Below are 12721 nucleotides of genomic sequence, written 5' to 3' on the forward strand. Positions count from 1 at the left end.
ACCGGCAGCTTCATCAGCTTTATCAGGTAGTCGGATATCAGGGCGATATTCACGCGCGATGTGATATGCATCAGTATCCAGTCGCGCAGCACATTGAAGACCATCACGCTGAGCAGGATGGAGATATTGCCGATAAGCACCATGTTGATGAAGTTCACGTCGGAGGTCTTGATCCCCACGTCGATCACCGCCTTGGAAATAAACGGCAGCACTCCCTGCAACAGGGTTACCACCAGCATGATGATAAAGACCAGCGTAAAATTGTTCTTGTAAGGCAGGAAATATTTCAGGATACCTGAAAAACTGTTTTTGCGTTGTTCCCTCTGTGCTTTCGAGTCCTTGAAATCCGCTGCCGGTTCCACGGCAAGCAGCACGCCCTGTTTTTCATCTTTCCGGTACCATCCTTTCCGGAACTGTCCATGGGTGTATTTGACGCGCCCTTTCGCCGGGTCGGAAACCCAAATGTGTTTCCTGTCCGCCGCATACGCCACCACAAAGTGGTTGTCGTTCCAGAAGACAATGGCGGGGAAGGGGATGCTGTTCACCACATCGTCGACGGTGCATTTGATGGCCAGGGTGCGCAGTCCGATGCTTTCGGCGCCGGTGCTCAGGTCGAGCAGTGAAACGCCTTCTTTGGTAATCCCGCAACGGTCGCGCAGGTATTGCAGCGAATAGAATTTCCCGAAATGTTTGGCGATGACCTTCAATGATGCCGGCCCGCAATCCTGCGAGTCCATCTGGTATTCCACGGGGAAACGGTTGAATAACATATGCTTGCCTTCTTGTCGTTTATTATTTGTTGTTTATTTCTCAGTCTTCGCTTTCAGGTTGTCAAACAGGCGCTCGATAAGGCGTTTCCTTTTGGTGATGATCTCGGCCGTCCCTTTCGACTCGAAGTCGAGCGGGAGGAATTTCCCGAAGTTGGTGGTTGTCCCTCCGGGGAAATCGATCACTACCAGGTAGGCGTCGCTTGTTCCATTGGCTGTTTCTATCTTTTTGGTAATACGCGAAACGGATTTTACAACCCCTTTGAGCAACCCGTATTCGTCGTAGGGGTAGTTATTGATCTTTACGTTCGCCGTTTGTCCCGCTTCCACTTTCCCGGCTCCGAAAGAGGGTATCATCACTTCCCCCAGGATGTTGTTCCTGTCGGGGATCACCGTGAACAGTTCCTGCCCCGACTGCACGAAGCTGTTGTCGCGCCAGAAGCCGAGGTATTCCAGTTCCCCCTCCACCGGGCTGTATTGCAGGTAACGCTCCTTCCAGAGGCTCACGGCATTGGACAGGGCGTTCTTCTGGGTGACGAATTCGGAGTGGGCTTTTTCCCCGGTTTCAACCTCTTCGAGCTGGATGCGTTGGATCTCCATCAGGTTGCGGCTGATTTCCGATTGCTTCAATAAACGGCTGCTTTGCAGGTTCAGGAGGGATTCCTTTAACGACAGGTGTGATGTCCGTTGCTGTTGGTAATCCTGCTCGCTGATCACTTGTTTTTCCAGCAGGATACTGTCTTGTCTTAACCGATGTTCGGAGTCTTTCAGTATATTGTCTTTCAGTTTTAATTCCCCGTCAAGGTTTTCAATGACAAGCCTGTCCGAATTGACCTGGTGCTGCAGGTTTTGCCGCATGGTGGCGTAAATGTCGGAATTCAACAGCCGGTTGTATTGCAGGAAAGAAAGCATGAAGGCATTGTATGCGGAACTCACGTCGCCCAGCAGCAGCGAGTCGGGTAACTTGCAATTCCCTTTTTCCAACAGAACGGGGTTGTTCAACAGGGAATCCACCCAAAGGATATGCCGGTAGTCGGCCCCGCTTTCGATATAGGAGATCACGGTTCCTTCCCCTATTTGTGTTTTATCCGGCTGTAGAAGGATCAGGCGCCCGTTGGTGTTGGCCACCAGGCGCACGGGTGCGGTTACGGCTGTTACCGATACCTGTCCGTCCACCGTGTCGGGGTATTTTATAAGAAAACCCAACAAAATGATGACACCCATTAAAATACCCACACAAAGGGCGACCCATTTGGTCCAGCAGGTGGGCATCCGCTCGATGATGGACTGCACTTCTTCTGATCTTTCAGCCATGGAGTCCGGTTGCCTAGGGATTACTGCGGGCAGATTCGGGGTCTCTTTGTCATTCGTATTACGTATAGTATTCTCTTTCATGCCCATGACTTCATTTTCATGTTCCTGCTTTTATCTCTAACGGTCTCGTTTATACTCTTTACTGCCGGATAATAATCCTCGTTGTTGCTTATCCTTGATCTGCATAAGCCCTTTCGTGTAATAAGACGGGTACTGTTCAATATCGTGTAATGGGGAATTATCACGTATAAAGACCAATCCGTTGAATCGTTTCTTTATCGAACAGAAGAAAAATTGATTTGAATTTTTACGTTCTCTCGTGACGATCCTTATATTGGAAATACCCTCTGGCAATTTATCGGTGGGATAATAGAAATATGGGTTATCAACCTTCAGGGCCGAATACTCGAAACTGGCAGGGATAGGTGTTTGCAGGGTATCCGTAACGGTTTTGCTGAAAATCCCCGAATCGTCCTGGGTATATAGGCCTTCGCCTGCCTGAAACCCGATTGAAAAATACTTATCCCCGTATTTACTATAAATATAATTGCCCATGGATGGTTTCTCGACGACATCAAAGAAAAAATCACTCATTTTATTGGTATGTGAAGTATGGGCATGAATGACAGCCTTATCACCCTCCTTCACGTAGAGTTGGATAATTTTATCGGCCCTGCGCCCCATGTCTATTTCCCTTTCGTCGTTTTCCTCAAAAACTGTTCCTGTCCGGGTCGATTCTTCCAATAAAAACAACAAATATTCAAGGCCTTTTGTGTCCAGCACAGATTGTAACTGCGAATCACCCGATATCTGATCGATGACCCCCTTGTAATCATTAGCGTTCAATAGTTGCAGGTAAGGCTGCGAGCATTCCTCTCCAAGAAGCAACCTGAAATAGTCGTAAAAGAACAGGCAGGGCTGACCGAATGTATCAAACCCGAAAATATGCACGTTGGATTGTGATGTCTCATTATAGCTTCTGAGCCATTTTAAAAAATCGACAAACGAGTCTTCATCATCAAAATAGGCTCTCGTTTCCACTTCTATATCCGCTTCTATCTCTTCGGAAATCACCCCGTTTACATATAGATCCCATTTCAAGCACATATCGGGGGCACGTTCAAACAAAACTGCCTTGCAACTGTGTTCGGAAATTAAAGCCCTCATAAACTGGTAACAAGCCTCTTTGATATCCTGACTCCCGTGGGTGCATTCCCCCAATCCTATTATCTGTTTATCTTTTATCTCCGGTATTTTTAAAATCGCATTATCTTCGGAAAACGATAATGGTGTCACATGATCCTCATTCAAATCGGTAGAGAAGCCTCCGTAAAAGTCCACCAGCTCCATTGTATTGATATCCTTATCACCAATGGAAATCCTTATCCGGTCGATCCACGCATGCTGGTTCTCTTTTGGATGTTCGTCCGTGAATGCAATTATGATCCACAGGGCTTTCTCATGGCGCAGCAGAAAAGAGACGGAATTAATTTTCCATGAACAACTTTCAATGTATACAGAATCCGCAAATAAAACACACTCGTTTTCATCCAGCCCCCTGACTTCAAATTTCCAGTTCTCGATGTTCTCACTCTTGCCATTGATTAAGACGGTGCATGTATCCCCATATTTATATTGGGGCAGGGTTACCTTACGGGAAAAGTGCATCTCTTTCTTTTCGTCCCATCCCCCGGCTCTCCTTGTGTATCTTGAAAATATTTTCAAGGGAAATTTCTTGTCGATAATTTCCGTACTGTCCATGGAAAACTTAATCATCCTTGCAATATTTGTCCAGTCTCCACGGTATGATCTGGCATAGCTTTCAAAACGGAGGTCATACGTATCCTCTACCGACTGTGGAAACAATCCGGAAGCCGGCAGAAGATGCAGAAAGATCAAGAAGATCTTTACATTCATTAATTTCCTGAAATAATCCATTGCAAATCAGATGCTGAAATTGTTCCGGTCGAGTAATTATTCTGAGGATCGGTATATTGATATGTATTTGTTGAAGCGTCGTAAGAGTTCAATACTACCGCATGACCCTGATTACTTCTCCCTGGGCCTATTAAACCTAACGCAGACATCGAAGTATTTGCATTATAAGAGTTAACATTACATGAACCTGCGATTGAATACATAAGAAGTTCTATTTCACTAAAATTAGCACCAGTTCCTGCCCAAACAGCACTGGCATCCACACTCATACCATATTCGTTTTGAACGATTCCAGTCAATCTAGCGTGAACCTCCTCGGGCGACAACCCAAACATATATGCGATGGATTGAATGACACAATCGCTAACTCCTTGTCCCGGGTAAGAACCGGAGCCGCTACCATAAGAATCACCTCCAGAGCCTCCACAGATATACCTCTGTTCCTCAATGCCTATTACCTGCATTTCTTTTGCCAGTTCATCTAAAATTGAAATTTTTTTCAGTACCTTTTTCATAGCTTCCAAATTTAAAAATGTTTGTAGTTTGAATTAATTAATCCCTATCCGGGGTTGTATGTTATTCTTCTGTTTTCGCCTCGTCCAGACGGATTTGCAAGTCCTTATGGAAGGGGAGTTAAAACTATATAAGCTCTATCCATGTCAAATGGCTTTTGTCTAATATGCAGATCAGCGACAGGCCGAGTTCGGAAAGACCGGTTAACAAACCCGCATCTCCTTTGCCAGCACCTTTGCAAGGTTTACCGTGGTAAGGGAGGCGTTGAAGTTGAAGGAAAGCTTTGCCACGTCCCTTGCCTGCGATTGCATAAGTCCGGTAAAGCCCTTGGCATCGCGGAAGCAGAACTCGATCTGGAAACGTGTACGGTAGTACTCGATAACGTCCTTACAGCTCATAGCGGTATTGCTGGAGAAGTACAGTTTGGGATTCTTTCCTTACCTGTCGTACCAGATGGCAAGCCTCACCTTCCGTTTAAGTGATTTGGACCATGCGACCAGGGTGTAGAGTTCCTCGTTGTCGATATCGATTTTCTCTACTCTGGACTTGTCCAGGATTGACATGTCAATCCTGCCATCATAGAGTCTGGCCGACCCTTCTTGCCTGTAGGTTTTGCGGGGTGGGATAAAAAAGGACGGCGTCATTCCTGAAACGGCTCATAAGTGCAAACCCCATTCCGTGTAAACCCTCCACGAAGGTGTTCTTGGAGAAGTATGCATCGGCAGCCACATGGCGGCTTACCCTCTGGAGCTTCCCCTTGATTGAATCCAGTACCTGCGGGTACCAGTCGACCAGGTTTGTATCCCTGCTTTCCAGGGTCTGGCTGTCAGGTGTCTGGATTGCCTCCAGGCTGATTCTTTTCATTACTTTATCGTAGTAGGATACCATAAAGTTGCTGAAATTCAGTCTCTTGGTCAACTCTTTCATGTTAAATTTCATTCATATATTTCTGAATATTAATCAGTTGTAAAATATTTACCGAAGTATTGTATTTATTAAAGCTGTCTTTATTGATATTTATTTAATCGCTTTTTTATTTCATGAAGAAGTTCTTCACGTTCTTTTACGCGATTATTAGCTTCTCCATATATTTTGTTGAAAAGTCTGTCCATTTCTTTGGGATCAGGATCCTGGCTTTGAACCAGGCTGTCTATTTTATTTTTTAACCTGATAACGTCTTCTTTACCGGACTTTTCAGTACATTCTTTAATAAAAACCACGCCTGCATGGCGTTGATAAAAGTTGTAGGGAAAAAACTCCTGGGGAACATGGCGATTCCCTTTATTACGACTTAACATCAAGATATTAAAGTTTTTGTTTAACGGGAGATATACAACATTTTCGGTGTATGAATTCAAGAAGCTTTCCATGCTTCCTTCAGGTGGCGACATTAGTCCCTTTTCTTCTAAAACACCTGTAATACCTGTGGCTTCGGCAAATCCCGTACCTATAGTGAAGAGTAAAGAGGAATAATCTTCCTTGTACCATTTTCTCAGATAATATCCTAAGGGCTGGCAAGGTATAGACGGATAGGTAGATACCGGATTGAGGTGGCAGGTGTGTCCGTATATTATGGCCTGTTTGTCTGCGGGACAGAAATTGTCCATAATAAAACGTGTATTCAGATACATTACAGAATCCCGCATGTAATTTCGTTCGTTGTTATTTTCTCCAAGTCCGCATGAAAGATTAAGAATATGCGAAATACATTTGTAATCTTCCCTGGATAAATGCTCTTCAAGTAATTCCCTGTTTTTTTTAAGATAAGACAAAATAACCGCCGGTTCTGTATAATCTGCTAATAGTAACGCAAATTCATCAAGAAGTTTTATCTTACTTTTTTTATTCCGGTTGCTGATGTAATCAAATATTGTGATGGCTGAGTTTTCCGCCGCATTCGACCTGTATACATAATCCATTCCGAAAAGCAATACCCTGTCTTCCGGCTCTTTTGTCAAGTTATATTCCCTTAACTGCTCCAAAAGCCCCGTGAAGGGAGAACTATGTAAATCATCCAACGTTGCCCCGGCATCTTTATGCTGTATGTAATAATTGTAATGCAGTACCTTTTCCATAGGCTGCTCAAGAATAACAAGCCTGCATTCTCCTTCCCTCACCCGATGCATTATTAGTTGGCTTATCATCTCTGTTACACACATGTTATGATGAACCGATTCACCGAAACCTACAATTTTCTTTCTTTTTAAGGCTTCAATCCGGTCAATACTGTTACGATCGTTCCCGTTAATAGGAATCGTTAACGTTTTCCCTGCGGAAAAAGGGAATGACAGCTTTCTTACCGGATATTGATCTATATGCTTCTTGCCAATAAATATATCTAGAGAGGATACTTCCAATTTAGGATAATAAGGGGCCGCATTTTTACCTTTTTCCTCCCCTCGTACAAAAATTTTCAAATCCATTAATTCCGCTTGCTGTAAATGGATTTTCCTTGAAAGAGATACGATATTAGTGTCGGGAATAAGATGAAGGGTATCGGAATACAGTATTTGCTCCTGCTTGTCAATTCCGGCCATAACCATGTATGCGGATTCAATGTTTTTTGATTTATATGATAGCTTCACCATACCATCTTTTTCACTATGCAGGGGCAATAATATCCGCTGTGCTATTTCGGATTGAAGTTGGTCTGCCGGAGAGTAACCTGTGCTATAGTACTGAATGGAAGGAGGGTTGTTCTCTACCCCCCAAAAAAAGGTATAAGGATTGGCATAATAGCGGGGATTTATACGCCACTGATATAAAGTGGAAGAGTCTGTCGGGTTTCTAAGATTTAAATTATATATTTCCGTATATGTTTCTTTATTATGGGATGAACACTGTATGCAGAGAAATATAAAAAGGATTAATAGACCAAAGTATCTTTTCATATGTGCCAATTTGAAATCAGTTTAAACAATTTATATTTGTATTTTACTGATAATATGAATATTAATGGAGATAATAATTATTTTCAAAGTTCATATGGAACTCTTTTTCAATCATATTCTTGTGTGAGAACAATTATCTTGCCCGTTTCATACAACTTTTATTAATCAAAGAACCCTTAATTATCATTCTCCGTTGCTCGCTCCGTAAGCTTTTCGGCCATCTATAAATCCTTGCCATGTACCTAAATTGATGGCCTGCATGCCGGGATCATTCCCGTTGAATTCTCCATATGGATTCATTACAATTCCACTTAATATCCCATATCCTATCGTTCTTATTGCGTCCCAAGTTTCACCCGACGCAGCGTTAGCAAAAGCAGCATCATAGGCTCCTTGGTATAGAGCCTCTTGCCCTGGATAAGGATTTGGATTGTAATATCCAGAAGGAGCTCCCGTAATAACTATATCAGCAGATACATATCCGAGCCCCTCAACAAATCCTCCAGTCCAGTCCCCCTCCCAACTAAAAAATTGAGATAGGGTGTAATAACCGGAATTATTATTTCCATCGCCATAAACCCCTCCACCAATAAAAGTTCTTTGTTGATTTTCACTTATCACCTGCATTTCTTTTGCCAGTTCATCTAAAATTGAAATTTTTTTCAGTACCTTTTTCATAGCTTCCAAATTTAAAATTGTTTGTAATTTGAGTTAATTAGCCCCTATACGGGGTTGTATGTTATTTTTCTGTTTTCGCCTCGTCCAGACGGATTTGCGAGTCCTCATGGAGGAGAGGAGTTAAAACTATATCAGCTCTATCCATGTCAAATGGCTTTTGTCCAACATGCAGATCAGCGACAGGCCGAGTCCGGAAAGACCGGTTAACAAACCCGCATCTTTTTTCGCCTGCGCCTGTTCTATAGCTATCTGCACCATAATTGGTTCGACCTCTATCCCTGTTACGATATGCCAGCGAATGCGTTCTGCTTCTGTTCGAAACAGTCTATTTGACACAATGGTTTCATTAACCTCGGTATATTTTTCAGAGAATAATGTTCGTGTTTTATAAAAGAAATTGAACCATCCCCAAGGATCGTCTTTGATATAGTGACTGTCGAACAACTTCATATTTTCCTCAAACACCTTATAGGCTCTTTCCGAAATATCCCGAAGGTTATATAATAGATCCAGTGCATAGGGAAAACAGTAGGGTGTCCGTGTCAGTTGCAATTGAGTCAGGAGCACTACTTTCTCGATCATTTCTTTAATTTTGTCCTGCTTCTTGCTGTCTTTTATCCTGATGGTGAGATACTTTCCTATTCCGATTGTCTGTTTGAAAGAAGATAAATCGATAAAAGTTGACATGTGTTTAAATAAGATGTTGTCGAAATCTTCCAGAATTTCATCCAGATTGGCATCAAAATAGTTATTTTGGATCGTATAGGCAATCCCTGTCCCCATACCACTTAACCCATAGGGATAATTAACGGGATTTTTGCCTTTCATCTGCCTTTGGGCTTCTTCGATTAAATCGAAAGCAAAATCGTTGTATATTTCTTGTTGGGACCAGCGGGCATAATGGCAGAGAAATACGGCTATCCCGATTTTTCCACGATATAACCCCGGGAAATAAGGTATTTTCTTTTCCCTGTAAAAACTGTCAACGATTTGGCTTAAAAAAGTTTTAATATTTTCCATTGTGTAAAAATTACAAACCCAAAGGTTTCTTTAAGTTCAAAAATCCATTTTGATACAATCCATCTATGATTTCCCTCATAAAAAGAAAATAGAGGTCTGACGTAAATAGGGATAATTCCGTCAATTTTTTCATGGCCGGTATGAATTTTTCCGCCAATTTAGGCTTTATTTCCTCATTGTCATTTAATTTGGATAATAGATAGTCGATAAACTCCTGGTATATCACATGTGATGACTTAAAAGATTCCGGTAAAGTGACCCGGCTTGTCTGTGTATCGGAAGTCCGGTACCAAACCAGTATTTCAGGAATGTTCTCAATTTTTCCGATTTTGATAACATCCGTCCAGAACTTGGTATCAACGGCAAAGTGATAGCCCCGCCTGTAACGGATATTGTATTTATTGATGATTTCCTTACGGAAAAAACAGGTAGGGTTAAATACAGGTCCGGTTCTTCTCCTTAAATATTCCAGAATGATCTGGTCATATTCAAGTACCGGAACCCAATCTATCGACATTTTGCCGAAAGTCCGCATAATTCCGCCACAAGCCGTTATATCGGAACGGGATTCCATAAAATCGTATTGCATTTGGAGACGGCGTGGAACCATCATGTCGTCATGGTCGAGCAGTGCGACATACTTGCCCCGAGCTATATCTACTCCCCTGTTGAATGTCCCGACAAAATCGTGAGGGCAAAGTTCATACCGGATACGCGGATCTTTGTAAGTTCTTATAATATCGGCTGTGCCGTCGCAAGAACCGTCATCCATGAGCAACAGTTCGAAATCGCTGAAAGTTTGCGCCAAAACACTGTCGATGGTCTCGCGTATAAAAGCCGCTGAATTATAAACTGGAATTAAAACGGATATAGTAGGTATCTTATTCATTGTGCTAAGATTGTAAGATAAACGGTTCTTTTAGGTTGATAAACCCGTTTTTATACAGTCCTTCGATAATCTCCCGCATAAGCGAAAAATAAATATTGTTCGAAAAAAAGGATAACTCGGTCATTTCTTTTACTACCGGTATAACGTCTTTGGTCAACAACGATTTTACTTCTTCGTTATCGTCTATTCTGAAGAACAGGTAATCAATAAGTTCAAGAAAAACTACTTCGGCGGTTTTTTGCAATTCCAAACGGGTCTGCTTACTTGTTTGTGTCTTAGAAGTCCGGTACCAGACCAAGATTTCAGGAATATTTGCAACTTTACCTATTTTGATAATGTCTAGCCAGAATTTGATATCTGCATGGAAATAATAACCCTCTTTATAATGTAAGTTGTGAGTATCTATACTTTCCTTACGGATAAACAGTGTCGGATTACACATATATATGGCTTTCCTATCAATAAATTCCAATATTATTTGGTCGTATTCATTAACGGCGAGCCACTTATTTGAAGAAACTCCAAATTCTTGCATCCACGCACCACAGGCGACAATATCAGTATGAGTTTCCATAAAGTCGAACTGAACCTGCAGTCGGTTTGGCACCATGATGTCGTCGTGGTCAAACAGTGCTATGTACTTCCCTTTTGCTTTGGACAAGCCCCGGTTAAATGTCCCGGCAAAGTTGCGTGGACAACGTTCGTACCGAATGCGTGGGTCTTGATATGTTCCAATAATTCCGGCTGTATTATCTTCGGAACCGTCATCCATCAACAACACCTCAAAATCTTTGAACGTTTGAGCCAACACACTGTCAATAGTTTCCCTCAAAAATGATCCTGAATTATAGAGCAGGATTAATACGGATATTTTCGGCTGGTGCATTTATGTTCGTTTTATTAAGTTCTTTTTCATTATTCTTCTTCTGGATAGCCATATTTTTGCCATCTATTATTTTTATATTTGGGATTTGGATAAAATTCTCCAGACCCGACATCAAGATCTGGTTTGATAAAAGGAATCCTGTATTCACCGAAATTACAGATTTTTTTCTTGCTGGTTTCGTATGCCTGCCAGGTCCCTACGAATGCATTGTTATAATAACAGTCTGAAAATGCAAACATGTCATCATATTTTAAGTTCTTGCTATTATCAATGTACCATAATAAATTGCAGGGTTCCGCCAAAGAGGCCCGCATTATTTTGCGTACTATCTTCATACAGAATGTATCTGGCGGCTGACACTCCCGAAACAAGGTATTTGCCTTTATACATATTATCGAGTCCATTTCTGAAACGAATAGTCTCTTGTATTTTTTCAACGATAATCTTTCCTTTAAAATCGCAGATATTGACTTTAGATTGCCCGCAAACAATATATTCTGATGGAATACCTTCATTTTTTTGATACTCAAGAATTTTATTTGGAGGCGTTGATAATTATCGCCGATAATGCCAAGAATACGACGAGGCTTCAAAATGTCGGAGAAATTATAATTCAAATATTTCATGTTTTGGTTGATTTACAAAAAACAGTCTCCGCTACTTGTCAATATATCCGTATATTTTAGTATTATGTCATTTTTAGTGACCGTCTGGGCATTCATCAGCCCGATGGATGCCGACATCAGGCATATAATCGTTAAAACCTTAATTGTTTTTATAACTTATGCACTTTTGACGCCCAAGCATTTAATGAACAACGATCGTTATTTTATCCTTATACTGCCTCTTATCAGTAGGGTAACTGCCAGGATAATCTATCGCTGTTTTATTTAGAAAGGATGAATAATAGGCGGTTTACTCAATAATATAATAATCAGTCCAAGAATTACGACCAATAATCTGAATATAGTTTTCTTCATAAATGATAATACTTCGGTAAATATTTGACAACTAATTAATATTTAGACACATATGAACAGAGTTTAACATAAAAAAGAAGGTTAAGCCGCTGATTTTCACTATCTTTATATCTGACCAAAGATTATAAGAAGGTGGAAAGATTCAGCGTACTTAACCAATATAGGGGTATCTGTAGTGATGTACTTAGTAAAGTGACAACGAAGTTAAACAAAAGTTTCAAAACATTCCTGATGGAGACACTGATTTTATATATGGTCATCCCCGGAAGGATCAACTTCCTTCAGTTGGGAAGGTATGGCAAATCGTGTGAACAACGCTTCCGCCAGAACTTCTCGAAGGATTTTGACTGGTGTGGGTTTAACTTGTCACTCTCCGGGCGGATATTGACCGGGAGTCGCAAGGCGATAGCCATTGATCCGAGTTACATATCCAAATCGGGAAAGAATACCCCATGGATTGGTTACTTCTGGTCGGGAGTTGCAGGCCAGTCCAAACGGGGACTGGAGATCCTGGGAATCGGACTGGTCGATATCGATAACAATGGTTGTATGAGCCTGGATGCAGTTCAAACACCGGACAGCCAGACCCTGGAAAGCCGGGATTCTAACCTGCTCGACTGGTACCTGAGGGTACTGGACTCAAAGAAGGAGAAACTCCTGCAGGCAAGCCGTCACGTGGTTGCCGATGCATACTTTTCCAAAAGTGCCTTCGTGGAGGGCTTACACAAGATGGGCTTTGCCCTGGTGAGCCGTTTCAGGAATGACACCGTCCTTTTTTATCCCACCCCGCAAAACCTACCGGCAAGAGGGGAAGACCCAAACTCTACGACGGCAGGATTGACATG

Annotated in this window: 14 protein-coding genes; 1 reads left to right on the plus strand and 13 read right to left on the minus strand. The window is 42.0% G+C overall.

The features are described from left to right. From Q0502_RS06280 to Q0502_RS06340, 13 genes are all read right to left on the minus strand, one after another. A partial coding sequence (locus Q0502_RS06280; protein WP_298648560.1) for a cysteine peptidase family C39 domain-containing protein occupies positions 1–770 on the minus strand: 770 nt, incomplete at its 3' end. Between the two features lie 33 nt (positions 771–803). Further along, a complete protein-coding gene (locus tag Q0502_RS06285) occupies positions 804–2081 on the minus strand; it encodes an HlyD family efflux transporter periplasmic adaptor subunit (RefSeq protein ID WP_298648586.1) in 1278 nt (425 codons plus the stop codon). Between the two features lie 117 nt (positions 2082–2198). Next, complete coding sequence (locus Q0502_RS06290; protein WP_298648562.1) at positions 2199–3998, minus strand: erythromycin esterase family protein; 1800 nt, start codon at positions 3996–3998, stop codon at positions 2199–2201. After that, the gene (locus Q0502_RS06295) at positions 3998–4534 is read right to left on the minus strand and encodes a hypothetical protein (protein WP_298648564.1); all 537 of its coding nucleotides are present in this window, start codon (positions 4532–4534) and stop codon (positions 3998–4000) included. The genes Q0502_RS06290 and Q0502_RS06295 overlap by 1 nt, the downstream gene beginning before the upstream one ends. A 201-nt stretch (positions 4535–4735) precedes the next feature. Then, a complete protein-coding gene (locus Q0502_RS06300; protein WP_366521772.1) occupies positions 4736–4930 on the minus strand; it encodes a hypothetical protein in 195 nt (64 codons plus the stop codon). Between the two features lie 39 nt (positions 4931–4969). Beyond that, positions 4970–5095 (minus strand): hypothetical protein, encoded by a 126-nt coding sequence (locus Q0502_RS06305; RefSeq protein WP_298648565.1) that lies wholly within the window; start codon positions 5093–5095, stop codon positions 4970–4972. Positions 5096–5108: 13 nt separating this feature from the next. Then, a complete protein-coding gene (locus Q0502_RS06310; RefSeq protein WP_298648567.1) occupies positions 5109–5471 on the minus strand; it encodes a hypothetical protein in 363 nt (120 codons plus the stop codon). Positions 5472–5539: 68 nt separating this feature from the next. After that, a complete protein-coding gene (locus tag Q0502_RS06315) occupies positions 5540–7423 on the minus strand; it encodes an erythromycin esterase family protein (RefSeq protein WP_298648568.1) in 1884 nt (627 codons plus the stop codon). 183 nt (positions 7424–7606) lie between these two features. Next, entirely contained in the window at positions 7607–8101 is a 495-nt protein-coding gene (locus tag Q0502_RS06320) for a hypothetical protein (protein ID WP_298648571.1), read from the minus strand. A gap of 126 nt (positions 8102–8227) precedes the next feature. After that, positions 8228–9121, minus strand: a complete 894-nt coding sequence (locus tag Q0502_RS06325) for a lanthionine synthetase LanC family protein (protein ID WP_298648574.1) — start codon at positions 9119–9121, stop codon at positions 8228–8230. Positions 9122–9131: 10 nt separating this feature from the next. After that, on the minus strand, positions 9132–10010 hold the full coding sequence (locus Q0502_RS06330; protein ID WP_298648576.1) for a glycosyltransferase: 879 nt from the start codon (positions 10008–10010) through the stop codon (positions 9132–9134). A 4-nt stretch (positions 10011–10014) separates the two neighbouring features. Then, the gene (locus tag Q0502_RS06335; RefSeq protein ID WP_298648579.1) at positions 10015–10896 is read right to left on the minus strand and encodes a glycosyltransferase family 2 protein; all 882 of its coding nucleotides are present in this window, start codon (positions 10894–10896) and stop codon (positions 10015–10017) included. Between the two features lie 29 nt (positions 10897–10925). Continuing rightward, positions 10926–11522 carry a hypothetical protein gene (locus tag Q0502_RS06340; protein WP_298648581.1) on the minus strand — a complete coding sequence of 199 codons (597 nt, stop codon included), beginning with the start codon at positions 11520–11522 and terminating at the stop codon, positions 10926–10928. Positions 11523–12107: 585 nt separating this feature from the next. Between Q0502_RS06340 and Q0502_RS06345 the strand changes: the two genes are divergently transcribed. Beyond that, the coding region (locus tag Q0502_RS06345) for a transposase (RefSeq protein WP_298648584.1) at positions 12108–12721 on the plus strand (614 nt) is incomplete at its 3' end.

Source organism: uncultured Proteiniphilum sp. (assembly GCF_937873925.1).
GTDB lineage: Bacteria > Bacteroidota > Bacteroidia > Bacteroidales > Dysgonomonadaceae > Proteiniphilum.

What these genes read in the sequence shown, in the direction of transcription:
- Q0502_RS06295 (WP_298648564.1), bottom strand. Translation starts at nt 4,534, where the DNA reads ATGAAAAAGGTACTGAAAAAAATTTCAATTTTAGATGAACTGGCAAAA.
- Q0502_RS06335 (WP_298648579.1), bottom strand. Translation starts at nt 10,896, where the DNA reads ATGCACCAGCCGAAAATATCCGTATTAATCCTGCTCTATAATTCAGGA.
- Q0502_RS06300 (WP_366521772.1), bottom strand. Translation starts at nt 4,930, where the DNA reads ATGAGCTGTAAGGACGTTATCGAGTACTACCGTACACGTTTCCAGATC.
- Q0502_RS06315 (WP_298648568.1), bottom strand. Translation starts at nt 7,423, where the DNA reads ATGAAAAGATACTTTGGTCTATTAATCCTTTTTATATTTCTCTGCATA.
- Q0502_RS06285 (WP_298648586.1), bottom strand. Translation starts at nt 2,081, where the DNA reads ATGGCTGAAAGATCAGAAGAAGTGCAGTCCATCATCGAGCGGATGCCC.
- Q0502_RS06330 (WP_298648576.1), bottom strand. Translation starts at nt 10,010, where the DNA reads ATGAATAAGATACCTACTATATCCGTTTTAATTCCAGTTTATAATTCA.
- Q0502_RS06290 (WP_298648562.1), bottom strand. Translation starts at nt 3,998, where the DNA reads ATGAATGTAAAGATCTTCTTGATCTTTCTGCATCTTCTGCCGGCTTCC.
- Q0502_RS06305 (WP_298648565.1), bottom strand. Translation starts at nt 5,095, where the DNA reads ATGTCAATCCTGGACAAGTCCAGAGTAGAGAAAATCGATATCGACAAC.
- Q0502_RS06325 (WP_298648574.1), bottom strand. Translation starts at nt 9,121, where the DNA reads ATGGAAAATATTAAAACTTTTTTAAGCCAAATCGTTGACAGTTTTTAC.
- Q0502_RS06320 (WP_298648571.1), bottom strand. Translation starts at nt 8,101, where the DNA reads ATGAAAAAGGTACTGAAAAAAATTTCAATTTTAGATGAACTGGCAAAA.
- Q0502_RS06340 (WP_298648581.1), bottom strand. Translation starts at nt 11,522, where the DNA reads ATGAAATATTTGAATTATAATTTCTCCGACATTTTGAAGCCTCGTCGT.
- Q0502_RS06310 (WP_298648567.1), bottom strand. Translation starts at nt 5,471, where the DNA reads ATGAAATTTAACATGAAAGAGTTGACCAAGAGACTGAATTTCAGCAAC.